Genomic DNA, 24,606 nt, shown 5'->3' with positions numbered 1-24,606 from the left:
CATAAAAAAATCCGTCAGCACTGGCCAACGGATTTCTCGGTATTTAAAAAATGTTTGATTATTCGATTTCGGAGATGCGAAGCGTGTTCACCATCCCTTTAGCGGTAACGGGCATGGCTGCTAAGTTTACTAGTAAATCGCCTTCTTCCACAAAGCCTCGTTCTTTACAAATCGCATTGATATCGTCGATGGTGTCGTCTGTACTTACGAATTTGTCATAAAAAAAAGCATGAACACCCCAAAGTAAATTCAACTGGGTTAAAATTCTTTTGTTGGAGGTAAACACCAAAACATGCGCATGCGGTCGCCAGGCGGAAACCTGGAAAGCTGTATAACCACTGTTGGTAAGCGTCGTAATGGCTTTGGCATTGATGTCGTTCGCTAAAGTGGCGCCGTGATAGCAGATGTTTTTGGTAATATAGCGGTTGGTTTTAATCTGCGGCTGGTTCTGCGGTACCTGAATTAATGGCGAATCCTCCACCGCTTCAATGATTTGAGTCATTTTTTCGATAACCTGTACCGGATAATTACCCACCGAAGTTTCGCCGGAAAGCATCACGGCATCGGCACCGTCCATTACGGAATTGGCTACGTCGTTTACTTCGGCACGGGTGGGCGTTAAACTCGTAATCATGGTTTCCATCATCTGGGTAGCGATGATTACCGGAATTCGTGCCGTTTTGGCCCGGTGTACCAGTTTTTTCTGAATTAACGGTACTTCCTGAGCCGGAATTTCCACACCCAAATCGCCGCGGGCCACCATTAAACCGTCGCAATAGGCCACCAGTTTGTCGATGTTTTCTACGGCTTCCGGTTTTTCAATTTTGGCGATAATCGGAATTTTATGATTGGAATTGGCGGCAATCAGATCGCGTAAGTCTTTTAAATCTTCCGGCGTTCTTACAAACGATAAAGCAATCCAGTCTACCTGTGCTTTGATGGCAAACAGCGCATCGCGGATGTCTTTTTCCGTTAAGGCCGGTAACGATACGCGGGTATTGGGAAGGTTAACCCCTTTTTTGGATTTCAGCGGTCCTCCCTGAATTACGACAGCCTGAACTTCGGTTTTCTTGTCGGTTTTCACCACTTCAAAAATCAGTTTTCCGTCGTCTAACAGGATGCGTTCGCCGGCCTGTACGTCTTTTGGAAACCCTTTATAGTTCATGTAGACTTTCTCGGAGGTTCCCAAAATATCTTCTTTGGTGGTGAAGGTAATTTTGTCGCCTTTGCTGACCACGACATCCTCTTTCATAACCCCAACACGGAGTTTTGGTCCCTGTAAATCGGCAAGAATTGAAGTAGTATAGCCAAATTCTTTGTTCAGGCTTCTGATGATGTCGATGCGTTCCTGTACATCGGTATAATCGGCATGGGAAAAGTTAATTCTAAAAACGTTTACACCTGCATCAATCATGTCTTTAATCACTTCTTTGGTACTGCAGGCGGGGCCAAGTGTCGCTACAATTTTCGTCTTTTTTCTAGTTGGCATTGTATCAGAATATTAAATTGTTTTTCGATTTCAGTTTGTGTTGTGCAATTTTATAGGCGGTCGTAATCTGTTTGATGGCCAGCAACTCGTCGATAAGCGTGTCGGCATCAAAAAAATCGTCCACCTGTTCAATTTTCAACAAATAGTCGACTTTTTTCATCTCCGGTAACAGATACAAATTGGTGGTAATGTCCAATTCGGTTTCTTCGAAGAGGGAAGTCGCCTGGGTTTGTTTGGTAATGACTTTGGTTTTGTTCGGAATCAGGTTCCAGAACAGTTCATTTTCGGCATCATCAAAAATGAAACGCGTAAAATGACTTTTGCCTTCCGGAATCTGAATCCCGATATCGTTTTGGCTCTTTTCAAAAGACACGCCCAATTTCTGGTTGATGAAATACGCCAGCCGGTAATCTTCCAACGTGGAATGAATGGCGATGAGTTCGTAATCTGCCGAAATAAAGTCGTCAATCTGTAATTTGATGATGGCCATTTTTTGTTTTTGTCATGTAAATATACTACATAAAACAATGAAAAAAACAGCAGTGTTGGTTGTTAACGATTATTTAGTACCTAAGGTTGTGTAGTTAGTTGTTTTTGGTGTCTATTTTTTCCTGAAAGGCAAAATAGGCTCGTTGTGAAGCTTTTTCTTCTGCTTTTTTCTTGGAAGTGGCACGGGCACGGGCAACAATTTTACCATCGATGGTGAGCTTCACGCCAAAATATTTGATACCTTCGTTTCCGTTGTCTTCAAAAACATCGTAATGGAATGCTTTTTTTTGTTTTTGACACCATTCGATGACCAAACTCTTGTAGCTGATGACTTTCCCTTCCAGTTTCGGAATGTCCACATAAGGCTTGATGACCTTTTTGTGGATGAATTTTTCGCAATAGGCATATCCTTTGTCCAGATAGATGGCTCCTACAAACGCTTCAAACAAGTTGCCGTGGATGTTTTCCCCGAAATGCTGCGCCGACACTTTGCTTTCTACGTATTTGATGAGGTTTAGGTCTTTTCCCAATTCGTTCAGATGGTCGCGGCTTACGATTTTCGAACGCATTTTGGTAAGATAGCCTTCGTCTCCGGTAGGCACTTCGTTGAACAAATGGGCAGCAATGACCGAACCCAGCATCGCATCTCCCAAAAATTCCAGACGCTCGTAGTTTAACGGATTGCCTTTTTCATCGGTCCGGTTCATGGAACGATGGGTGAAGGCCGTCCGGTAATGGGAAAGGTCCAGCGGTTGGAAGCCTAATATTTTTTGGAGTTCATCAAAAAAAATCCCGTCTTCTGCAGAGCGGGAATTTGGAAATATTTTTTTGATGATTCTTTTCATGACAAAAGAACAGGATTATAAATCCAATTTTTTAAACAATACGCAGGCGTTGTGACCGCCAAAACCGAAGGTGTTGCTCATGGCTACTTTCACTTCTCTTTTTTGCGCTTTGTTTAGGGTAAGGTTTAAGCTCGGATCGATGTTTTCGTCCACTACCGAATGGTTGATGGTTGGCGGAACGATACCGTACTGCATCGCCAAAATCGAAGCAATGGCTTCAATGGCTCCGGCAGCCCCTAATAAGTGACCGGTCATCGATTTCGTGGAATTGATGTTGATGTTTTTAGCATGATCGCCAAAAACCGCGCTGATGGCTTTCAGTTCGGCAACGTCTCCAAGCGGTGTGGATGTTCCGTGGGTGTTGATGTGATCTACCTCTTCCGGTTTCATGCCTGCATCACGCAAGCAATTTTGCATTACAGCAATTACTCCAATTCCTTCCGGATGCGGAGCGGTCAGGTGGTAAGCATCCGAAGATAAACCGCCACCGCCAACTTCGCAGTATATTTTTGCCCCACGCGCTTTGGCGTGTTCGTATTCTTCTAAAACCAAGGCTCCTGCACCTTCTCCCAATACGAAACCGTCGCGGGTAGCATCAAAAGGTCTTGAAGCAGTTTCCGGACTGTCATTTCGGGTGGATAAGGCTTGCATGGAGTTGAATCCGCCCATCCCGGCAATGGTTACGGCTGCTTCCGAACCTCCGGAAACAATCACGTCGCACATGCCCAAACGGATGTAGTTAAAAGCGTCGACTAACGCATTCGCAGAGGAAGCACAAGCCGAAACAGTAGTGTAATTCGGTCCCATATACCCATTTCGCATGGAAATATGACCCGGTGCAATATCGGCAATCATTTTAGGGATAAAGAACGGGTTGAAACGCGGTGTTCCGTCACCTTTTGCATAATTGATTACTTCTTCCTGGAACGTTTCTAAACCTCCGATTCCGGCGCCCCAAATGACACCTACTCTGTATTTGTCTACATTTTCTAAAGTAATTCCGGCATCTTTGATGGCTTCGTCACTCGCAGCGATGGCATATTGGGCAAATCTGTCCAATCGGCGAGCTTCTTTACGATCCATGTAATCCTCAATGTTGAAGTTTTTTACTTCACAGGCGAATTTAGTTTTGTGTTTTTCGGTATCGTAATATGTTATTGGGGCAGCACCGCTCTTTCCGTTTACCAATCCATCCCAGTATTCCTGAATGTTGTTGCCAATCGGGGTTAACGCGCCTAAACCTGTTACTACAACTCGCTTTAATGCCATAATATATCGTTTACAATTGTCTTTAAACAAATAATACCCATGTTACTTTGCTGATGCTGTAAAGGAAACATGGGTAATTAAGTTTTATTTTTTTGATTGTTCCCAATCAGTATTTTCACTTTTTAATCAAAAAAAGCCACTCAAAAAATAATAACACCCATGCATTCGCCGAACACATGGGATGTCTATCGGTTATTATTTTTTAGCTTCTTCGATGTAAGAGATAGCCTGACCAACAGTAGAGATGTTCTCAGCTTGGTCGTCTGGAATTTGAATGTCGAATTCTTTTTCGAATTCCATGATTAGCTCAACAGTGTCTAAGGAATCAGCTCCTAAATCGTTAGTGAAGCTTGCTTCTGAAACAACTTCGTTTTCGTCAACACCTAATTTGTCTACGATAATCGCCTTTACTCTTGATGCAATGTCTGACATAATTTTCAATTTTTAAATTTAATTTGTTGGCAAAAATAAAAAACTTTATTTTAAAACAACGTTTTTGTTACTAAATGTGACTACGAAAATAAAAAAAATAATTTTACAAAGACTTCCATTTCCTATTTATTATCATTTATTATTCTTTTTTTTGCAGTGTGAAAACGCTTGTTTTCGGGGTAATCTTAAAATTACAGGATAAATGAAAAAAATAGTAATTTTTGCTTCCGGTTCGGGTTCGAATGCCGAGAACATCATATTACATTTCAAAAATAAAAGTCAAGGGAACGTAATCGCGGTACTCACTAACAATCCGCATGCCAAAGTTTTGGAACGCGCTGAGAATCACAATGTTGAAACGGTGGTTTTCAGTAAAACCGAGCTTTCTGACGGAACGGTACTGCAGAAAATAAATCAGCTGCAACCCGATTTAATCGTTCTGGCCGGTTTTCTGTTAATGTTTCCGGCAGCAATCATCGCGCAATATCCCAATAAAATCATCAATGTACATCCGGCGCTGCTTCCCAAATACGGCGGGAAAGGCATGTACGGGATGAACGTCCACAAAGCGGTTCTGGAGAACCATGAAAAAGAAACGGGCATCTCTATCCATTATGTAAACGAACAGTACGACGAAGGCGCCGTCATTTTTCAGGCTTCCGTAAACATAGAAGATTGTAAAACTCCGGAAGCAATCGCCAATAAAGTACACGAATTGGAATACAAACATTTTCCGGAAGTGATAGCGAGATTGCTGGAAATTTAGGAAGCTAATCATCTGACAATCCAATCATCTAATCATCGAATAATCCAAAATGAACCACGAAGTCCACATATACACTGACGGTGCGGCCAAAGGAAACCCGGGTCCCGGCGGCTATGGTGTGATATTGGAATGGGTGGGCAAGCCGTACAAAAAAGAATTCTACGAAGGCTTCCGACTTACGACTAATAATAGGATGGAGTTGTTGGCGGTTATCGTCGGGTTGGAAAAACTGAAAAATCAGGGCACAAAAGTTCTGGTGGTTTCCGATTCCAAATACGTGGTGGATTCCGTTACCAAAGGCTGGGTGTTCGGCTGGGAGAAAACGGGTTTTAAAGGAAAAAAGAACCCGGATTTGTGGCTGCGTTTTCTGAAAATTTACCGCAAGCATCAGGTCGACTTCAAATGGATTAAAGGCCACAACAACCATCCGCAGAACGAGCGCTGTGACGAACTGGCTGTGATGGCTTCCCAGCAAAAAGAACTTTCCGTCGATACTTTTTACGAAAAAGAAGCAGATCAATTGTTCTGATTTTCATATCTTTAAGGGATGAGAAAGTCCCAAATAATTTTTTTCTCCATATTTCTTTTGTGTTTTGCAATACAGATAGGGTATACGCAAAAGAAAACGAATTTGGCTTTAGACAAAGAAGGAATCAAAATTTACCTGACCAAACTCGACACCACGCCTTTTAAAGAATATAGGGCAATCATGACCGTTAAAGCCAATATCGATACGGTGGCCAAGCAGATTCTCGACATCAGAAGTTTGCAAAAATGGAATTTCAAGACCCGGAAAAGTGAACTGATTCGCAAGGTTTCGGATACCAGCTGGATTTTTTACATGAACCATCATCTGGGCTGGCCGGTGCAGGATCGGGACCACGTTTCCCGCGTGACCCTTATAAAAAAGGGGAATGAACAAACCATCACCATAGTTCCGGCCAATAATGTTCTCAAAGAAAAAGAAGGCATTGTCCGGCTCACCAATTTTAAAGGGTTTTGGTATCTGAAAAAAATCACGGAAGATCAGACGCTTGTAGTACAGCAAATTTACGGCAATCCCGGCGGAAGCATCCCGGCTTTCATGGTGAATATGGTAGTTACCAAAGGGCCGTTTGAATCGTTTAAAGAACTTCGGAGGCGGGTTGAAAATCTTAACAAAAAATAGGCTTTTCAGAACCAAAACAAAATCGTACATTTGCAGCTTCAAAATTAGCAAGCTTTTATGAATAAATTATTGATTGTAGGCACGGTAGCCTTTGATGCAATTGAAACTCCCTTCGGAAAAACCGATAAAATTTTAGGTGGAGCAGGTACGTATATCGGTCTTTCGGCTTCTCATTTTAATTTGAAATCCGCGATTGTTTCCGTAGTGGGAGACGATTTTCCTCAGGAACACATCGATTTGTTAAAAAATAAAAACATAGATCTTTCCGGTCTTGAAGTGGTTCAGGGCGGAAAAACCTTCTTCTGGAGCGGTCGTTACCACAACGATTTGAATTCCAGAGATACTTTGGATACCCAATTGAACGTATTGGCGGATTTTCAACCGAAAGTTCCGGCTGAATTTAAAAATGCTGATGTGGTGATGTTGGGCAACCTGCACCCGTTAGTACAAAGCAGTGTTTTGGATCAGATGGAAGCCAAACCGAAATTAGTGGTTTTGGACACCATGAATTTCTGGATGGATTGTGCATTGCCTGAACTAATGGACGTTATCAAACGTGTGGATGTCATCACGATTAACGATGAAGAAGCCCGTCAGTTGTCCGGCGAATATTCGTTGGTAAAAGCGGCGGCTAAAATCCATACGATGGGTCCTAAATATGTAGTGATCAAAAAAGGAGAACACGGCGCGTTGTTGTTCAACGAGAAAAACGTATTCTTTGCACCGGCCTTACCGTTGGAAGAAGTATTCGACCCAACCGGAGCCGGCGATACGTTTGCAGGTGGTTTCGCAGGTTTCATCACACAAAGCGAAAACATTTCGTTCGACAACATGAAAAACGCCATCATTTACGGTTCAAATTTAGCTTCCTTCTGTGTGGAGAAATTCGGAACCGAAAGAATGGAAAACTTGAGCAAGGAAGAAGTCTCAGCACGTCTGAAACAATTCAAAGCCTTGACCCAATTTGAAATCGCGTTAGAAAACTAACTATAACAACATGAGCCTCGGAAACGGGGCTCTTTTACTTAAACACAACAACACAACAATTATGAGCGACGCTTTAAAACACGAGTGTGGCATTGCCCTTTTAAGATTAAAGAAACCTTTAGAATTCTACAAGGAAAAATACGGTTCGGCTTTCTACGGCGTACAGAAAATGTACTTACTGATGGAAAAGCAGCACAACCGCGGACAGGACGGTGCCGGTCTGGCGAGCATCAAACTGGATGTGGCGCCGGGAGAACGCTATATCAGCAGAATCCGTTCGAATCAGGCGCAACCGATTCAGGATGTTTTTGCGCAAATCAACAGCCGAATTAGCGAAGAATTGGAGCAGCATCCCGAATATCAGAACGATGTGGCGCTTCAGAAGGCTAACATTCCGTACATCGGCGAATTGTTTTTAGGACACGTCCGTTACGGAACCTTCGGAAAAAACAGTATCGAAAGCGTACACCCGTTTTTGCGTCAGAACAACTGGATGCACCGCAATTTAATTGTGGCCGGAAACTTCAACATGACCAATGTAAAAGAATTGTTCGAAGATTTGGTGCGCTTGGGGCAACATCCGAAAGAAATGGCAGATACCGTAACCGTAATGGAAAAAATCGGACATTTCTTAGACGATGAAGTGACCGATTTGTACCAGCAATGCAAAAACGACGGACTGAGCAAAAGAGACGCGTCTCCGGTCATAGCCGAAAAACTGAATATCGGCAGAATTTTACGAAGAGCTTCCAAAAACTGGGACGGCGGGTATGCGATGGCCGGTCTGTTAGGACATGGCGATGCGTTTGTAACCCGCGATCCGGCAGGAATTCGTCCGGCGTTTTACTATCAGGATGAGGAGATTGTGGTGGTGGCTTCGGAACGTCCGGTGATTCAGACGGTGTTTAATGTGCCGTTTGAAGCAATTCAGGAAATCACGCCGGGACATGCCATTATTATCAAAAAAGACGGGCGTGTTATCGACGAGCAAATCCGTGAAGCGTTGCCACTGAAAGCCTGTTCCTTCGAGCGCATTTATTTCTCCCGAGGAAGCGATGCCGAAATTTATCAGGAGCGCAAAAATTTAGGAAAATTGATCATGCCAGCCGTTTTAGAAGCGGTGGATAACGATACGGATAATACCGTTTTTTCCTATATTCCCAATACAGCGGAAACGTCGTTCTACGGTATGGTGGAAGCGGCGAACGACTTTTTGAACCAGCGCAAAATCAACGATATTTTAGCCCATAAAGATTCGCTTTCGGCAGAGAAATTACAGGAAATTTTGTCGGTAAAACTGCGTTCGGAAAAAATCGCCATCAAAGACGTAAAATTAAGAACGTTCATCACCGAAGACAGCAGCCGCGATGATATGGTGGCACACGTATACGATGTCACGTACGGCGTAGTAAAGCCAACCGACAATTTGGTAATCATCGACGACAGTATCGTAAGAGGAACCACCTTGAAGCAGAGCATTATCAAAATGTTAGACCGCTTGCAGCCGAAAAAACTGGTTATTGTGTCTTCCGCACCGCAAATCCGTTATCCGGACTGTTACGGAATCGATATGGCGAAACTGGAAGGTTTGGTCGCGTTCCGTGCGGCAATGGCCTTGCTGAAAGAGCGCAACCTATATTATATCGTAGAAGAAGTATACCAAAAATCGAAGGCACAGGAACATTTCCACGACAGTGAAGTGGTGAATTATGTGAAAGAAATTTACGCACCGTTCACCGATCAGGAAATCTCCGATAAAATTGCAGAAATGCTAACCGAGGAAACGGTAAATGCCGAAGTGAAAATTATTTTCCAAACGGTGGAGAATTTGCATAAAGCCTGTCCTAAAAACCTGGGCGACTGGTACTTTACCGGAAATTATCCAACCGATGGCGGCAACCGCGTTGTGAACCGTGCGTTCATGAATTTTTACGAAGGAAAAGACGCCAGAGCGTACTAAAATCTGATATTTATGTTTTTCATCGACTTTATATGCAGTTTATCTGATTTTTTTGAGTAGAGAGAAACCTCGCCATACATTTGAATCACCATAGCATTAGTAGGTTAAGTTTATGGTAGATTTGGGGCAAAAAGGGTGGAAGAAATTCCACCTTTTTATTTTTAGGAACATTAGTAAACAGCATAAAAAAGCGAACTTTTTAGGTTCGCTTTTCTTTTTTTGTAAAAACAGTGCTTTTTTATTTGGCTGCCGCGTATCGCTTCGCAACTTCCGCCCAGTTAATCACATTGAAGAAAGCCTCAATGTAATCTGGTCTTCTGTTTTGGTAGTTTAAATAGTAGGCGTGTTCCCAAACATCCATGCCTAAAATCGGCTGACCGCCACAAGGAACGCCCGGCATAATCGGAGTATCCTGATTTGGTGTGGAACATACTTCCAATTTTCCGTCTTTCACACACAACCAGGCCCATCCGGATCCGAAACGCGTAGCACCGGCTTTGGCAAACTGCGCTTTAAATTCGTCAAAAGAACCAAAAGCCGCATTGATAGCGTCTGCCAATTCTCCTGTCGGCAACCCGCCGCCGTTTGGCGACATGATTTCCCAGAACAAAGTGTGGTTGTAGTGTCCGCCACCGTTGTTGCGCACGGCCATGTTGTTCATGTCTAAATTGGTAAGGATGTCTTCAATAGATTTTCCTTCCAAATCCGTTCCGGCAATGGCCGCGTTTAAGTTGGTTACGTATGCATTGTGATGTTTAGAATGATGGATTTCCATCGTGCGTGCATCAATATGAGGCTCTAAAGCATCATACGCGTATGGTAATTTTGGTAATTCGAATGCCATGATATTTTTATTTAAAGATTAATAATTAAATTCATTCAAAATTATAAATTTATCTTCGTAAAAGAAAATAGTAATGGGCTATTCTCGTATTGTCAAAATCAATTTAAGGATTTCTAAACTTTGAACAAACACGCCTTCACCCTATACGACGCTTCCGCCGGTTCCGGAAAAACCTATACGCTGGTAAAAGAATATATAAAAATTCTGATGCTGGCCGATGCGAACGATGCCTATAAAAAGATTCTTGCCATCACCTTTACCAACAAAGCGGTGGAAGAAATGAAAACCCGTATTGTTTCCTCACTGCACGAATTTTCAAAAGAAGTTCCAAGTGAGAAAGCATTGGATTTCATGAAAGACATCGCCGGGGAAACCAAATTGTCCGTAGCCACCATTAAAGACAAATCAAAGGCGATTATCAAAAATATTATTCACAATTATGCGGCGTTTGACATTTCCACGATTGATAAATTCACCCATAAAGTCATCCGAGCGTTTGCCCACGATCTGAATTTGCCGGTAACCTTTGAAGTGTCGCTGGAAACCGATTTGCTGTTGCAGGAAGCCGTCGACGCCATCATTGCCAAAGCCGGAGAAGACGAACTGCTGACGAAAATTCTGGTCGATTTTTCCCTAGACAAAACCGACAGCGACAAAAGCTGGGACGTTACGCACGAATTGCTGGACGTCAGTAAATTGCTCGTCAACGAAAACAACCGCACCGAAATTGCGCATTTTCACGAAAAAACGATTGACGAATTTTTAGTCCTCAAACAAAAGCTAAAAGAAGCGATTGAGCAGTTGGAGGCCGAAACGATTGCGTTTGCCGATGAAGCGATGCAACTGATTGAAAGTCATCATATCGATTTGGCTTCTTTTTCCAGAGGAACCTTTCCCAATCATTTGGGCTATATCCAACGGAAAGAGTTAAAAAGCTCCCATAAAAAGTTTTTGGAAGTGGAAGACATTCAGGTGAACAAAACTGCGAAAGACAAAGCCGTTATCGAAAGCCTTGCGCCCGAACTTATTGCGATTCTGGCCAAAGTGTACAAACATTACGAAAAGATGAATTTCTACGCGGCTTTTCAGAAGAACATCACGCCGTTGTCGCTGTTGAATTCAATTGCACAGGAACTGGAAACGATACAGAAAGATCAGAATTTGTTGTCGATTTCCGAATTCAATGCCATCATTTACAACGAAATCCAGAACCAGCCCGCGCCGTTTATTTACGAGCGTTTGGGGGAACGGTACCGGCATTTTTTTATCGATGAATTTCAGGATACCTCCGAAATGCAGTGGCACAACCTGATTCCGCTGATAGACAATGCGCTGGCTTCGGAAGATTTATCGGGAACGAAAGGTTCACTCATGATTGTGGGCGATCCGAAACAGTCGATTTACCGTTGGCGCGGCGGAAAGGCGGAACAGTTCATCCGTTTGAGCAAAGACGACAATCCGTTTTCCAATCCGGATAAGGAACTGGTGCGTTTGGGCCGGAATTACCGGAGTTATTCCGAAGTAATTGAATTCAACAATGCCTTTTTTGCGATGTTGGCCGACGAATTCACCAACGAAGATTATCAGGATTTGTACCGCAACAAAAGCCGTCAGGAAACCAATGCGAAACAAGGCGGTTATGTGAATATTTCCTTTATCCCCAAAATTGAAAAATCCGAAGAACCAAATGACGAGGAAGCCGACGACAAAACCCAATTGTACTTAAAAGCAACCTTAGCGACGATTGCGAAGGTAAAAGCGCAGGGTTTTCAGTACCGCGATATCGTACTGCTTACCCGAAAAAGAGATTCCGGGGTGGCACTGGCGAATTATTTAACCGAGAACGAGGTGCCGATTTTGTCTTCGGAAACCTTACTGATTGAAAATGCCACGGAAGTAAAACTCATTTTGAATGTCCTTCGCTATCTGAAAAACAATCAGGATAAGGAAGCTAAAGCCGCGGTGCTGTATTTTATTGCCAAACACAAACAAAGCGAGTGGCCCATACACGATTTTATCGAAACCGGCATGACAAAATTCCCTGAAGACGAACTGGAAAAATGGCTGGAGGAATTTGACATCCGCATTTCGTTTAAAAACTGCCGCAAAAAATCGCTGTACGAAGCGGTGGAAATTATCGTGTCGACGTTTCTCAAGGAAAAAAGTACGGTGTCGTATGTACAGTATTTCATGGATTTGGTGCTGGAGCGCGATGTGCGCACGCAGGCCGGTGTTTCCGATTTTCTGGACTATTGGGAAAACAACGGGTCGAAGTTCAGCATTCCGTCACCGGAAGGAAACGATGCGGTACGAATCATGACGATTCACAAATCCAAAGGGCTGGAGTTTCCAGTGGTGATTTTTCCGTTTGCCGAAGAAGATTACGCCCGTTCGCCCCGCAGCAAAATGTGGCTCGATCTGGAAGACGACACGCTGGATATTCCCAAAGCGCTCGTCGACAGTAAAAAAGAAGTTGCGGAATACGGCAGCAAAGCCTCGGAAATCTATACCGAAAAAAGTCAGGAAGAGCTGCTGGACAACATCAACGTATTGTATGTCGCCCTGACCCGTGCGGAAGAGCAGCTGTACGTCATTTCCGGTAAAAACCTGACCAGTAAAGGCGAACTGACCAATAATATGTCGTCCTATTTTATAAAGTTTCTTGACTTTAAAGGAGTGTATAAGGATGAGGACAATGTGTTTGAATTTGGGAAACGGGAGCGGCTTTCCAAGGCCAAAGCAGAAATGGAGAAACAACCAACCATTGAAATCGTGAAGGAAGTTTTCAATCCGAAGAAAATAAAAATTGCACAACGGGAAGCTTTAATGTGGGGCACCGAACAGAGCAAGGCGATTGCGTTCGGAAATGTCATGCACGAAATCTTATCGTTTGTAAAAACGGCTTCCGACATCGATTTAGCCGTTACAAAAGCCATCGAAAACGGACTGATTACCGAATCGCAGAAAGTAGAAGTGCTGCATACACTGGAAGCCATTGTCAGCCATCCGGAACTGGTGGTTTTCTTTGAGGCGGACAAAAAAGTATTCAACGAACAAAACATCATCAAATCCGGCACGGCTACCATTAAACCGGACCGGGTTGCTGTGCAAGGCAATACCGCGTATTTACTGGATTATAAAACCGGCGCCCATCAAGCGAAATACGGACAGCAATTAGCGGCCTACGAAAACGCGTTGGAAGAAATGGGCTTTTCGGTAGCGAAAAAAACCTTAGTATATATAGGAGAAAAATTAGAAGTAGTACATTTGTAACCGATTTAAAGGATTTGCCATTAGTAATTAGTTATTATCAGATGAAATCCAAATCAAAAAAACAAGTAATCAAATAAACGAATAAACACATAAACACATAACTAACATGTACGGTAAAATAAAAGACCATTTGCAGAAAGAGCTGCAAAGCATTGAAGAAAACGGCTTGTATAAAAAAGAACGTATCATCACCTCACCGCAAGGGGCTGAAATTACAGTAAACGGGGAAACTGTTTTGAATTTCTGTGCGAACAATTATTTAGGATTGTCGTCGCATCCGGAAGTGGTGCAGGCGGCCAAAGACGCGTTGGATTCGCACGGCTTCGGAATGTCTTCGGTGCGTTTCATCTGCGGTACTCAGGATATTCATAAAACGTTAGAAAGGAAAATCGCCGATTTCTACGGTACGGAAGATACTATTTTATATGCCGCGGCTTTTGATGCCAACGGCGGGGTTTTCGAACCGTTGTTGGGTGAAGAAGACTGTATCATTTCCGACAGTTTGAACCATGCTTCCATTATTGACGGGGTGCGTTTGTGTAAAGCAGCGCGTTACCGCTACGAAAACAATAACATGGAAGACCTGGAACAGCAATTGATAAAAGCAAATGCCGAAGGACGCCGTTTCAAGTTAATTGTAACCGACGGGGTTTTCTCCATGGACGGTTTGGTGGCGCCGTTAGACAAGATTTGTGATTTAGCCGACAAATACGATGCGATGGTCATGGTAGACGAATGCCACGCTGCTGGTTTTATCGGGGCTACCGGTAAAGGAACTCTGGAAGCGAAAGGGGTGATGGGCCGCGTAGACATTATTACCGGAACGTTGGGAAAAGCATTAGGTGGCGCCATGGGCGGATATACCACGGCTAAAAAAGAGATCATTGAGATTTTGCGTCAGCGTTCCAGACCGTATTTGTTCTCGAATTCGTTGGCGCCTTCTATTGTTGGGGCTTCAATTAAGGTATTTGAATTGCTTGAAAAAGACACGTCGTTGCGCGACAAACTGGAATGGAATACCAATTATTTCAAAGGAGGCATGAAAAAAGCAGGCTTTGACATCATTGACGGGGATTCTGCCATTGTACCGGTAATGTTGTACGATGCAAAACTGTCCCAAATAATGGCGGATGAGTTGCTGAAAAAAGGAATTTATGTGATTGGATTCTTCTATCCGGTGGTGCCAAAAGATAAGGCGCGTATCCGGGTGCAATTGTCTGCGGCTCATACCAAAGAACATTTGGACAAGGCAATTTCCTCATTCACAGAGGTTGGAAAAATGTTGCAGGTGATTTAAAATAAGTTTTTTTTAGTAAGAAAATGCGATTTTTTTAAACAAATCCTTTGTAATTAATATTTAACCTCTTATTTTTGTCGTAATTATAACGTATTGTAATTAAATAAAAAAAGTATGAAACATCTAAACAGATTATTTGTTGCTGCTCTTATGTTTGCAGGATTAAGCTCTCAAGCACAGGATAGTAACAATCCATGGGCTATCTCATTTGGTGCAAACGCAGTGGATGGTGGTAGAGTGAGTGCTGCTTCAAAATTTGAAGACCAGTTTTCTCAGTATTTCAATTTGAAAGATTATTGGAACTTTATTCCTTCAGTGTCTTATGTTAACGTTTCAAGACACGTTGGTAATAACTTCTCTTTTGGAATTACAGGGTCGGTGAACAAAATTGATAAATTTGTTTGGGAAAGACCTCAGGTTCCAGGTGATTATCCAGTAACCAATCCTGGTGATTTAATGTATTTTGGTATCGATGGGGTTATCAAATACAGCTTCATGGATATGTTAAAATCAAAATGGTTAGATCCTTCTGCTCACATTGGTGGAGGTTACACTTTCTTGGGTGATGCTTCTGCGGGAACGGTTAACGGAGGTTTAGGTTTAACTTTCTGGTTCACGGATCAAGTTGGTTTGTCTTTCCAATCTACTTACAAACACTCATTTGATGAGACAAGAATTCCGGATCAAGACGTAGCATCTCACTTACAGCACTTTGCCGGTCTTACTTTCAAATTTGGAGGTAAAGATACAGATGGTGACGGTATCTACGATAAAGACGATGCTTGTCCTGAAGAAAAAGGTTTAAAAGAATTCAACGGATGTCCTGATACAGACGGAGACGGAATTGCTGATAAAGACGATTCTTGTCCTGAAGTAGCGGGTCCAAAAGAATTCAACGGATGTCCTGACACAGACGGAGACGGAATCGTAGACAAAGACGATGCTTGTCCTGAGGTAGCGGGTCCTGCTGCTATGCAAGGTTGTCCTGATACAGACGGAGACGGTGTAGCAGATAAAGACGACAAATGTGTTGACGTTAAAGGTCCTAGAGAAAATGACGGTTGTCCTTGGCCTGATACAGACGGTGACGGTGTAGCAGATAAAGATGATAAATGTCCTGAAGTAAAAGGAACTGTTGCTAACAACGGATGTCCTGAAGTTTCTGAAGAGGCTATTAAGAGATTGAACGATTACGCTAAAACGATTTTGTTCAACTCTGGTAAATCTTCTTTCCAAAAACAAACGTATCCAGTGTTACAATCTATCGTGGCAATCTTAAAAGAATACCCTTCTTCTAAATTCCACATCGAAGGTCACACAGATTCAGATGGTGCTGAGGCAATGAACTTGAAATTGTCTAAAGACAGAGCTGCTGCAGTTAAAAACTATTTAATTGAAAATGGTGTTGCTGCTGACAGATTAACATCTGAAGGATATGGTGAGTCTAAACCAATTGCTTCAAACAAAACAGCAAAAGGTAAAGCACAAAACAGACGTGTTGAGGTTAAATTAGCTGACTAATCACTGCTGAATAAATAAAGAAAAACGCTCCGAATTTCGGAGCGTTTTTTTATTTTTATAGCATGACAAATACCACTTTTCTTGATGCCATCAGCGAAGAGATTGTTCGCCATTACCGGGACAGTCTTTCGACAATCACTATTATCCTGCCCAACAAAAGAGCTAAAGTATTTTTGCTGGAAGCGCTAAAAAAACAGTTGGACAAAACGGCTTTTGCCCCTGAAATTATCAGTATTGAAGATTTTATTCAGGAAGTGGCAGGCATCCGCAGTTGCGACAGTATTGAACTGCTGTTTGAGTTTTATACCATGTATCTTTCGGTTACTCCTAAAGAACAGCAACAGGAATTCGAACTTTTTGCCAATTGGGCCAAAACACTCCTTCAGGATTTTAACGAGATTGACCGTTACCTGTTAAAGCCTGCCCATGTTTTTTCGTATCTGAAGGATATCGAAGTCTTGAAACGCTGGAATTTACAACCCTCGGAAACGACAACCTTAATAGACAACCACCTTGAATTCTGGAGTAAACTTCCCGAATATTACGCAACCTTTTACAGCCATCTGAAAAACAAAGGCATCGGTTATCAGGGGCTTATTTACCGGGAAGCCGTAGACAATCTGCATTATTTTTCGGAAGCACTGGACGGCCGGAAACTCATATTCGCCGGTTTTAACGCGCTGAATCAGGCGGAAGAGAAAATCATACAGCAATTGTTATTCAACGAACAAGCTAAAATTTACTGGGATATTGATGCGGTTTTCCTAAACGACAGCCTTCACGATGCCGGTTTGTTTGTGCGCCGTTTCAAAAAGGAATGGAAACAGTACACCAGTCAGCCTTTTGAATGGATTGTCAACAGTTTCAGTCAGGAGAAAAACATTCAGATTATCGGAACGCCGAAAACAATCGGCCAGGCCAAAATTGCAGGAAAAATTGTGGAACAGCTTCAGGAGCAGGGACAAAGTTTAGACCAAACGGCTTTGGTACTTGGCGAAGAAAATGTATTACTCCCGGTTCTTTACGCCTTGCCCGATTCGGTGGACAGTCTGAACATTACGATGGGGTTCAGCAGCAAGAACAACCCGGCCCAGATTTTAATCGGGAAATTGTTTAAACTGCATACGAATGCTCTGCAGCGCAGTGAAAGCAGTTATACATTTTATTACAAGGAAGTGCTGGATGTTTTAACCAATCCTCTGGTGGAACCGTACAGCAATGCATCGAAAGTAATTCGGCTTATCAACCAGAACAACATCACGTTCCTTTCTCAAAAGAAACTGATGGAACTGCATCCGGAGGCTTCCGAACTGTTTCATTTGCTTTTCGACCGCTGGGATCACGACATTCTGAATGTCCTCAACCGGTTGTCTTCGGTTTTGCTGACCATTAAGTCGTACCTGGGGAATGATTCCGAAGAAGATAAAGTGGCCAAAACCTTTGTGTATTCCTTATTTAAGGCTGTCAACAAACTGATTACGTATCAGGAGCGTTACGGGCAGATAGATTCCGTGGCTATGCTGCACATGATGTACAAACAAATTGTCGATTTAGCCGAAGTGTCCTTTGAAGGCGAGCCGTTGTCGGGTTTGCAAATCATGGGTGTTCTGGAGAGCCGGGTACTCGATTTTGAAAATGTGATCATCACCTCCATGAACGAAGGTGTATTTCCGGCCGGTAAAAGCACCAATTCTTTCATTCCGTATGATGTGAAGCGCGAATTGGGACTGCCGACGTACAATGAAAAAGACGCCATTTACTGTTATCATTTCTACCATCTGTTATTGAGGGCCAAAAACATTTATCTGTTATACAATACCGAAAGCGAAGGCTTGGATGCCGGGGAAAAAAGCCGCTTCATCACCCAGCTGGAAATCGAAAAACAGCCGAACCACAAAATTACGCATCAAATTTACAATGCCTATTTGCCGGACAAAGCGTATGAGCCTGTCGTAGTGCCCAAATCGGAAAAAGTTTTAAATCGCTTAAAAGAAATTGCCACTGGGAAAGGGTTTTCGCCCTCCGGACTAACGAGTTACATCCGCAACCCGATTCAGTTTTACCACCAGCGGATTTTGCGGATATCGGAAGTGGAAGAAGTGGAGGAAAACATTGCCCTGAATACGCTCGGCACCATCATTCACGGTGCTTTGGAGGAACTGTACAAGCCCTTTTTGAACAGGGATCTGACGGTCGAAAATCTTGAAACCATGTTAAAACGGGCCAATATGGAAGTCGAAAAACAATTCCGCGAAGTCTACAAAGAAGGGGAAATCCGAAAAGGAAAAAACCTCCTGGCTTTTGAAGTGGCCAAACGCAATGTGTTTAATTTTTTAAATGAAGAAAAGAAACAGATCGAAAACGGCGACGAGGTAAAAGTGTTGGCGCTGGAAACTTCCCTGGAAAGAAATCTGGAAGATGCTCGCTTGCCTTTTCCGGTAAAAATCGCCGGAAACGTAGACCGTATCGAAGAGCGCAACGGAAAAATCCGCATCATCGACTACAAAACCGGAAAAGTCCTGAAAAACAACGTGGAACTGAAAGACTGGAACGGACTGACGGCCGACATCAAAAGCGACAAAATCATACAGTTGTTGTGTTACGCCTTCATGTATGAACATCAGACGGACGGCAAGGAACTGGAAGCCGGTATCATTTCGTTCAAAAACCTGAAAGCCGGTTTCCTGCCGTTTGGGGTCAAAGAAGATAAAAACGTAGCTACGGTCATTACCTCCGAAATTCTGGAAGCGTTTAAAACCGAAATCATTACCCTGCTTCAGGAAATTCTCGACGCGGCGGTTCCGTTTGAAGAAAAATTAGCTTAAGGTTTGGTAATTTTTACGAGTCGGGTTACGTTAAAGGGTAATTCTTTATGACAAAGAACAACAGAAAAATACGCAATCTTTTGGCCTTTTATAAAAGCACGATAGCCGTAAATCTGGCTGTTTCCCTGCTGTGTTTTCTTTTCGGAGGATTTTCGGAATTTGTCCTGATGTTTATAAGTTTTGGATTTGTGGTAAGTCTTTCGGTTAAAGAAGTGCGAAAGACAAACGATTACCTGTTTTATTACAACAACGGTTGGTCAAAGCTGCAATTATGGGGTTATGCCGGGCTGATAAATCTGACAGCAGGGCTTTCCCTTTTAAGTGTTTATCTTTTCTTTTTCAATCAATGATGAAACAGTTGCTGGAGGTTGACAGTATTCAGAAGCATTTCAATCACAAAACGGTGCTTTCCGACGTGTTTTTAAGATGTGAAACCGGTGACATCATTGGTTTGTTGGGCAGAAACGGTTCCGGCAAATCGACGCTTTTAAAAATTATCTTCGGAATAGTGCCGGCCGATTACAAATTTATCCGAATCAATGGAAAAGTGAAGCGGAAGACCTCGGAATTACTAAACGAAATCAGCTATCTGCCACAGGAGAATTTTATTCCGAAGACGTTTTCGGTAAAAAAAGCAATTTGCCTGTCACTTGCGAAAGAAGAAAGGCCGCTTTTTTGTGAAGACGCGATGATTCAGGGGATACTCGATAAAAAAATTGCCCACTTATCGGGTGGTGAATTGCGGTATCTCGAAATAAAACTGATAGTGTCCAATCCTTCCAAATTTGTATTACTCGATGAACCGTATAATGGATTATCGCCGGTTATGGCTGAAAAAATAAACGTGTTAATCAGGAAAAAATCTAAAGACAAAGGGATTATCATCACCGATCATAAGTATCATCACGTCATGGACGTTTCGACCCGGCTGATTTTAATGGCGAACGGGAAAACCCATCATATCGACGATACAAACGAATTAATCGAAAAAGGTTATTTAAAAGAAGGGATGATTTAAAAGAGCTGTCCCGTTAAACTGTTTTCAAAAAATCCAGCAACACTTTTCCTAGTTGCTCCCGGTTTTCAATATGGCTCATGTGTCCGTCCGGAAAGGAAATCAGTTGGGTTGAAGTACCTTCAATTTGTTCGAGATTGTCTTCGTAATTAAGCACTGGGTCTTTTTTTCCTAAAATCAATAAGATGGGATACGGCGCAAAATGCAGCAAAACTTCCCGGTCTTTGCGGATTTTCATGCCTTCCAACGCGGCCACGATTCCCTGAAGCGGTGTCTTTAGGGCTTCGTTTTTAACTTTTTCGATTTCTTCCGCAAGTCTTTCGCGGTTGTCTTCGCTGAACAGATTGGCAATCGACATGCTGATAAATGTCGTATAATTTTGCTTTACCGCCTTGACAGCACGATCGCGGTTCAGTTTGCGCTCTTCACTGTCTGCCCGTGAAGTGGAATTTAAGAGCACAATGCTCTTTACATTGTCCGGATACAATTCGGCGAAAGCCAGAGCCACATAACCGCCCATGGAATGTCCGACCAAAACGGCTTTTCGGATGCGTAGTTCCTGCAAAACGGCATGTACCGCATCGGCCATGTCTTCCATCGTGTGCACATAGCCCATGCACTCGGTCTGCCCGTGTCCCAGCAGGTCAATGGCAATTACTTTGTGTTTTTTGGCTAGGGTTTCTGTGTGAAAATCCCACATGGTTGCATTTTCCAGAAAACCGTGGAGCAATACCACAGCGGCGCCTTTCCCGGTTTCGGAATACGCAATTTTGGTGTTTTTGTAGAGGATGGATTTCGTCACAGTCGCAGTCACAGTTTTCAGTGCCAAAAATAACTTTTTACTTTTTATTTTTCGTTGTTTTTTTAAACCATGTAAGTCATATAAGAAAAACAGTTGCTTACGGATTCAAAAAAAGCGGCTCACAATTTGTAAGCCGCTTCATTTAAAATTTAGAATTCAGAATTTAAAACAAACTAAGCGTTCATCAAACTCTCAATCTCGTCCGCTTCAATCGGAATGTTGCGCATCAGGTTGAACGGTTCGCCTTTTTCCTGAATCACCACGTCGTCTTCCAAACGGATGCCGAAACCTTCTTCCGGAATGTAAATGCCCGGTTCCACGGTAAACACCATGTTGGCCTGCATCGGTTCGTGCAACAAGCCGTAATCGTGTGTGTCCAAACCTAAATGGTGTGAAGTGCCGTGCATGAAATATTTTTTATAAGCCGGCCAGTCCGGGTTTTCGTTCTGGATGTCGGCGCGGTCAATCAGTCCTAAACCTAAGAGTTCGGAGGTCATGATTTTGCCCACTTCGATGTGGTATTGTTTCCACAGCGTGCCCGGAACCAGCATTTTGGTCGCTTCATTTTTTACGCGTAAAACAGCGTTGTACACCTCGCGTTGTCTGTCGGTATAACGACCAGAAACAGGAATGGTCCGCGTTAAATCGCTGGAATAGTTAGCGTATTCGGCTCCCACATCCAACAATAACAAATCGCCGGCTTTACATTGCTGGTTGTTTTCAATATAGTGCAACACGTTGGCATTGTTTCCAGAAGCAATAATCGGCGTGTAGGCAAAACCTTTGGAACGGTTTCGTAAGAATTCGTGCGCCAGTTCCGCTTCGATTTCGTATTCCATGACATTCGGTTTTACGAACGACAGCAAACGACGGATTCCCTTTTCGGTGATGTTACAGGCGTGTTGAATCAGGTCGATTTCTTCGCTTTCCTTTACGGAACGCAGGCGCTGTAAAATCGGATTGGATTTTTCCACTTTATGCGCCGGATAATTTTCTTTCCACCATTTGATAAAGCGGGCTTCGCGGGTTTCGGTTTCGATGGTCGCGCGATAATGTTCGTTGGTGTTGATGTACATCGTATCGGCGTAAGCCATGACTTCTTTCAGCGTTTTTTGGAAATCCTGCAACCAGATTACGGTTCTGATGCCGGACACCTCAAAAGCTCTTTCCTTGGTGAGTTTTTCCCCTTCCCAAACGGCGATGTGTTCGTTGGTTTCTCTTAAAAATAGAATTTCTTTCAGATGTTCGTACGGCGCATCCGGGAACAGCAACAGGATGCTTTCTTCCTGATCCACACCGGATAAATAGAAAATGTCGCGGTGCTGGGCGAACGGCAGCGTACTGTCGGCAGACACCGGATAAATATCGTTGGAATTGAAAACCGCCACACTGTTCGGTTTCATCTGTGCCGTGAATTTGCTTCGGTTTTTGATGAACAAATCGCGGTCTATCGAATGGTATTTCATAAATAAAAGTTTAAAGATGTTGCAGTATCAAAAGTACGCAACAAAAAGGAGTTGTGCAGCAGCCAAATGGCGTTATTTTATGTTTTGCCGGATCCGGCTCATGTGCCGCGAGGAGATGCCTAAAAATGAAGCCAGATAATGCAGCGGGATTTCCTGTAAAAGTTTGGGTTCGGTAGCCAGCAGTTTCTGGTAGCGTTCTTCGGGCGTTAAGGTGAGCAAATCGATGCGGTAATCGTCTATCAGGCAAATCTGTTTTTCGATAAGGCTGTAATAGAATTGTTTGAATTCCGGATTGTTCTGCAACAGGTGCTGAAAGGTTTCATAAGAAAGTGTTTTAAGTGTGGTGTCGGCAATGGCTTTGATGCTTTTCTGTGAGGGCGATTGGGTTAAAAAACTCTTCAGCGATGTGGTGATGGTATTGGGCAGCGCCAGATAAGTGGTTTTTTCCTCATTTTCGGTGTTGATGGCGTGCTGTAAAATCCCTTTCTCCAGAAAACAGAAATACTGACAAACTTCCCCTTCTTTCACGAGGTAGTCGTTTTTTTTAAGGTATAAGGTGTCAAACGAATTTTTAAAGGCGTCAATGAAAAACAGGTCGGTACCGTCAAAAAAAGAGGAAAGGGTATGCAGAGCAAGAGGGGATTCCATAGGGCGTGTTAATTTTTTTAAAAGAAGTATTTGCGCTTTTCTTTTTTATAATTGCGAAAAGTAAAAAAGCAATCGTAAAAATAGGTAAAAAGATTATATGGTTATTGTCATGTAAATGATGTGTTTGGAAACAGTTGTGTGAAAGCAAAATCAATTTGAAGCCTTATGTCAGTTTTTTTTCTTTTTGTCTGTGAAGACAAAGACATTTAAGTGCTGGACTTTAATTTTTTTCAGCAACAACAAAAACCTGTGACGAAAAAAAATTTTTTTTAAAAAAGTCACGGATTGTGTGACTTAAAAATATTTATTTCGAAAAAGTCACAAAACTTGTGACGAAAAAAATAAATAAAAAAATAGTCACGGATGCTAAAAGGCTAAGGGACAATTCCGGACGGAATTATTATGCGGAAACACTTCAGCAAACCAGAGCGAAACTTAGATTTATAAAAAAATGTGTGGGTTACCAGACCGCAACACAATAGGGTAAAACCGTTTCGGGTACCGGAGCGGTTTTTTGCTTTAAAGTGGGTTTTTAAATTCATTATAAATAAGGGGTAAACATTTGCGGGTACCATCAAATACCCTTATTTTTGTTTGACTTTTTTAAAACTATTACACTAAACAAATACTATGGCACAATCTGCACTTTTAAAGTCGTCCATTGCGAAGAAATACTGGATGGCTCTTACAGGTTTATTTTTATGCTTGTTTTTGGCGGGTCACTTGGCTGGAAATCTTCAGCTGATTTTTGGTGATGCTTTACAATTCAACCAGTATGCATTGTTCATGACTTCCAATCCGGCAGTAAAATTATTATCCTATTTAACCTACTTCTCAATCTTATTCCATGCGGTTGACGGAATCCTGTTAACCATTCAGAACAAAAAAGCAAGACCAATCGGTTATGCGAAAAGCAATCCGGCAGCGAACAGCGGTTTTGCTTCCAGAAACATGGCTGTGTTAGGAACCTTGATTTTGGTTTTCATCGTAACCCACATGGTAAACTTCTGGGCAAAAATGCACTTCGACAAAAAAATGCCGGTGTATGCCACCACAGTGGAAATGATGGGGCAAAAGCAAGATTTGTATGTTACAACTTCAGGGACTTATATTCCGGTAACACAAGTGGCTAAAGACAGTAAAGAGGCTGAGGAGATAGGTGCTCAGCTTTATATCGACCACGGAAAAGATTTTTACAATACTCAGGCGAAAATTAAAGTAGGAGAAGGCTATAAAGATTTGCATAAAATCACTTTTGATTTCTTTAAGAGCAAAGCAAAATTATTTGGGGCCATTCCAAATGAAGGGTTAGTATTCACGATTCTGTATGTATTATGCATGGGCGTTTTGGCATTCCATTTATGGCACGGTTTCCAAAGTGCTTTCCAGTCGTTGGGAATCAACAATAAATTCACGCCGGCGATTAAAACGTTCGGGAAACTGTTTGCGGTGATTGTTCCGATACTGTTTGCTATCATTCCGCTTTACATTCACTTTGTTAAATAATCAA

Annotated in this window: 21 protein-coding genes; 12 read left to right on the top strand and 9 right to left on the bottom strand. The window is 42.6% G+C overall.

Going from position 1 to position 24,606, the window contains the following annotated elements:
* Positions 1-58 precede the first annotated feature (58 nt).
* The 5 genes from pyk to G498_RS0105065 form a co-directional block, all read right to left on the bottom strand.
* On the bottom strand, positions 59-1,489 hold the full coding sequence (gene pyk / locus G498_RS0105085) for a pyruvate kinase (RefSeq protein WP_026980169.1): 1,431 nt from the start codon (positions 1,487-1,489) through the stop codon (positions 59-61).
* Positions 1,490-1,493: 4 nt separating this feature from the next.
* Complete coding sequence (locus G498_RS0105080) at positions 1,494-1,979, bottom strand: IPExxxVDY family protein (protein WP_026980168.1); 486 nt, start codon at positions 1,977-1,979, stop codon at positions 1,494-1,496.
* A 94-nt stretch (positions 1,980-2,073) separates the two neighbouring features.
* Positions 2,074-2,823 carry a ribonuclease III gene (gene rnc / locus G498_RS0105075; RefSeq protein WP_026980167.1) on the bottom strand — a complete coding sequence of 250 codons (750 nt, stop codon included), beginning with the start codon at positions 2,821-2,823 and terminating at the stop codon, positions 2,074-2,076.
* Positions 2,824-2,838: 15 nt separating this feature from the next.
* The gene (gene fabF, locus G498_RS0105070; RefSeq protein WP_026980166.1) at positions 2,839-4,092 is read right to left on the bottom strand and encodes a beta-ketoacyl-ACP synthase II; all 1,254 of its coding nucleotides are present in this window, start codon (positions 4,090-4,092) and stop codon (positions 2,839-2,841) included.
* Positions 4,093-4,287: 195 nt separating this feature from the next.
* Positions 4,288-4,524, bottom strand: a complete 237-nt coding sequence (locus G498_RS0105065) for an acyl carrier protein (RefSeq protein ID WP_026980165.1) — start codon at positions 4,522-4,524, stop codon at positions 4,288-4,290.
* A gap of 202 nt (positions 4,525-4,726) precedes the next feature.
* On the opposite strand from G498_RS0105065, the gene purN reads away from it, so the two are divergent.
* The 5 genes from purN (at position 4,727) to G498_RS0105040 (ending at position 9,405) form a co-directional block, all read left to right on the top strand.
* Positions 4,727-5,290, top strand: a complete 564-nt coding sequence (purN, locus tag G498_RS0105060) for a phosphoribosylglycinamide formyltransferase (protein ID WP_026980164.1) — start codon at positions 4,727-4,729, stop codon at positions 5,288-5,290.
* 49 nt (positions 5,291-5,339) lie between these two features.
* On the top strand, positions 5,340-5,819 hold the full coding sequence (gene rnhA, locus G498_RS0105055; protein ID WP_026980163.1) for a ribonuclease HI: 480 nt from the start codon (positions 5,340-5,342) through the stop codon (positions 5,817-5,819).
* A 102-nt stretch (positions 5,820-5,921) separates the two neighbouring features.
* Complete coding sequence (locus G498_RS0105050) at positions 5,922-6,458, top strand: START domain-containing protein (protein WP_026980162.1); 537 nt, start codon at positions 5,922-5,924, stop codon at positions 6,456-6,458.
* A gap of 57 nt (positions 6,459-6,515) precedes the next feature.
* Complete coding sequence (locus tag G498_RS0105045; RefSeq protein WP_026980161.1) at positions 6,516-7,445, top strand: PfkB family carbohydrate kinase; 930 nt, start codon at positions 6,516-6,518, stop codon at positions 7,443-7,445.
* Between the two features lie 61 nt (positions 7,446-7,506).
* A complete protein-coding gene (locus G498_RS0105040; protein WP_026980160.1) occupies positions 7,507-9,405 on the top strand; it encodes an amidophosphoribosyltransferase in 1,899 nt (632 codons plus the stop codon).
* 238 nt (positions 9,406-9,643) lie between these two features.
* On the opposite strand, the gene G498_RS0105035 is transcribed toward G498_RS0105040, so the two are convergent.
* On the bottom strand, positions 9,644-10,249 hold the full coding sequence (locus tag G498_RS0105035) for a superoxide dismutase (protein WP_026980159.1): 606 nt from the start codon (positions 10,247-10,249) through the stop codon (positions 9,644-9,646).
* 120 nt (positions 10,250-10,369) lie between these two features.
* On the opposite strand from G498_RS0105035, the gene G498_RS0105030 reads away from it, so the two are divergent.
* The 6 genes from G498_RS0105030 (at position 10,370) to G498_RS0105005 (ending at position 20,183) form a co-directional block, all read left to right on the top strand.
* On the top strand, positions 10,370-13,522 hold the full coding sequence (locus tag G498_RS0105030; protein WP_026980158.1) for a UvrD-helicase domain-containing protein: 3,153 nt from the start codon (positions 10,370-10,372) through the stop codon (positions 13,520-13,522).
* 106 nt (positions 13,523-13,628) lie between these two features.
* Positions 13,629-14,819 (top strand): glycine C-acetyltransferase, encoded by a 1,191-nt coding sequence (kbl, locus tag G498_RS0105025; RefSeq protein WP_026980157.1) that lies wholly within the window; start codon positions 13,629-13,631, stop codon positions 14,817-14,819.
* Between the two features lie 114 nt (positions 14,820-14,933).
* Positions 14,934-16,340 carry an OmpA family protein gene (locus G498_RS0105020; protein ID WP_026980156.1) on the top strand — a complete coding sequence of 469 codons (1,407 nt, stop codon included), beginning with the start codon at positions 14,934-14,936 and terminating at the stop codon, positions 16,338-16,340.
* A 62-nt stretch (positions 16,341-16,402) separates the two neighbouring features.
* Positions 16,403-19,165 (top strand): PD-(D/E)XK nuclease family protein, encoded by a 2,763-nt coding sequence (locus tag G498_RS0105015; protein WP_026980155.1) that lies wholly within the window; start codon positions 16,403-16,405, stop codon positions 19,163-19,165.
* A 47-nt stretch (positions 19,166-19,212) separates the two neighbouring features.
* Positions 19,213-19,515 (top strand): hypothetical protein, encoded by a 303-nt coding sequence (locus G498_RS0105010; protein ID WP_026980154.1) that lies wholly within the window; start codon positions 19,213-19,215, stop codon positions 19,513-19,515.
* Positions 19,512-20,183: an ATP-binding cassette domain-containing protein gene (locus tag G498_RS0105005; protein ID WP_081694206.1), complete on the top strand. Its 672-nt coding sequence runs from the start codon at positions 19,512-19,514 to the stop codon at positions 20,181-20,183. Before G498_RS0105010 ends, G498_RS0105005 begins: the two co-directional genes overlap by 4 nt.
* Positions 20,184-20,196: 13 nt before the next feature.
* Here the strand turns inward: G498_RS0105005 and G498_RS0105000 are convergent, their stop codons facing one another.
* The 3 genes from G498_RS0105000 to G498_RS0104990 form a co-directional block, all read right to left on the bottom strand.
* The gene (locus tag G498_RS0105000; protein WP_035743948.1) at positions 20,197-20,982 is read right to left on the bottom strand and encodes an alpha/beta fold hydrolase; all 786 of its coding nucleotides are present in this window, start codon (positions 20,980-20,982) and stop codon (positions 20,197-20,199) included.
* Between the two features lie 173 nt (positions 20,983-21,155).
* On the bottom strand, positions 21,156-22,448 hold the full coding sequence (locus G498_RS0104995) for an aminopeptidase P family protein (RefSeq protein WP_026980151.1): 1,293 nt from the start codon (positions 22,446-22,448) through the stop codon (positions 21,156-21,158).
* Between the two features lie 72 nt (positions 22,449-22,520).
* Positions 22,521-23,096: a Crp/Fnr family transcriptional regulator gene (locus G498_RS0104990; protein WP_026980150.1), complete on the bottom strand. Its 576-nt coding sequence runs from the start codon at positions 23,094-23,096 to the stop codon at positions 22,521-22,523.
* A gap of 630 nt (positions 23,097-23,726) precedes the next feature.
* Between G498_RS0104990 and G498_RS0104985 the strand changes: the two genes are divergently transcribed.
* A complete protein-coding gene (locus G498_RS0104985; RefSeq protein ID WP_026980149.1) occupies positions 23,727-24,602 on the top strand; it encodes a succinate dehydrogenase cytochrome b subunit in 876 nt (291 codons plus the stop codon).
* Positions 24,603-24,606 lie beyond the last annotated feature (4 nt).

Origin of the sequence: Flavobacterium suncheonense GH29-5 = DSM 17707 (assembly GCF_000430025.1) — a bacterium.
Taxonomy (GTDB): domain Bacteria; phylum Bacteroidota; class Bacteroidia; order Flavobacteriales; family Flavobacteriaceae; genus Flavobacterium; species Flavobacterium suncheonense.
This window is presented reverse-complemented; position numbering and strand designations above follow the sequence as displayed.

What these genes read in the sequence shown, in the direction of transcription:
- pyk (WP_026980169.1), bottom strand. Translation starts at nt 1,489, where the DNA reads ATGCCAACTAGAAAAAAGACGAAAATTGTAGCGACACTTGGCCCCGCC.
- G498_RS0105080 (WP_026980168.1), bottom strand. Translation starts at nt 1,979, where the DNA reads ATGGCCATCATCAAATTACAGATTGACGACTTTATTTCGGCAGATTAC.
- rnc (WP_026980167.1), bottom strand. Translation starts at nt 2,823, where the DNA reads ATGAAAAGAATCATCAAAAAAATATTTCCAAATTCCCGCTCTGCAGAA.
- fabF (WP_026980166.1), bottom strand. Translation starts at nt 4,092, where the DNA reads ATGGCATTAAAGCGAGTTGTAGTAACAGGTTTAGGCGCGTTAACCCCG.
- G498_RS0105065 (WP_026980165.1), bottom strand. Translation starts at nt 4,524, where the DNA reads ATGTCAGACATTGCATCAAGAGTAAAGGCGATTATCGTAGACAAATTA.
- purN (WP_026980164.1), top strand. Translation starts at nt 4,727, where the DNA reads ATGAAAAAAATAGTAATTTTTGCTTCCGGTTCGGGTTCGAATGCCGAG.
- rnhA (WP_026980163.1), top strand. Translation starts at nt 5,340, where the DNA reads ATGAACCACGAAGTCCACATATACACTGACGGTGCGGCCAAAGGAAAC.
- G498_RS0105045 (WP_026980161.1), top strand. Translation starts at nt 6,516, where the DNA reads ATGAATAAATTATTGATTGTAGGCACGGTAGCCTTTGATGCAATTGAA.
- G498_RS0105040 (WP_026980160.1), top strand. Translation starts at nt 7,507, where the DNA reads ATGAGCGACGCTTTAAAACACGAGTGTGGCATTGCCCTTTTAAGATTA.
- G498_RS0105035 (WP_026980159.1), bottom strand. Translation starts at nt 10,249, where the DNA reads ATGGCATTCGAATTACCAAAATTACCATACGCGTATGATGCTTTAGAG.
- kbl (WP_026980157.1), top strand. Translation starts at nt 13,629, where the DNA reads ATGTACGGTAAAATAAAAGACCATTTGCAGAAAGAGCTGCAAAGCATT.
- G498_RS0105020 (WP_026980156.1), top strand. Translation starts at nt 14,934, where the DNA reads ATGAAACATCTAAACAGATTATTTGTTGCTGCTCTTATGTTTGCAGGA.
- G498_RS0105015 (WP_026980155.1), top strand. Translation starts at nt 16,403, where the DNA reads ATGACAAATACCACTTTTCTTGATGCCATCAGCGAAGAGATTGTTCGC.
- G498_RS0105010 (WP_026980154.1), top strand. Translation starts at nt 19,213, where the DNA reads ATGACAAAGAACAACAGAAAAATACGCAATCTTTTGGCCTTTTATAAA.
- G498_RS0105005 (WP_081694206.1), top strand. Translation starts at nt 19,512, where the DNA reads ATGATGAAACAGTTGCTGGAGGTTGACAGTATTCAGAAGCATTTCAAT.
- G498_RS0104995 (WP_026980151.1), bottom strand. Translation starts at nt 22,448, where the DNA reads ATGAAATACCATTCGATAGACCGCGATTTGTTCATCAAAAACCGAAGC.
- G498_RS0104990 (WP_026980150.1), bottom strand. Translation starts at nt 23,096, where the DNA reads ATGGAATCCCCTCTTGCTCTGCATACCCTTTCCTCTTTTTTTGACGGT.
- G498_RS0104985 (WP_026980149.1), top strand. Translation starts at nt 23,727, where the DNA reads ATGGCACAATCTGCACTTTTAAAGTCGTCCATTGCGAAGAAATACTGG.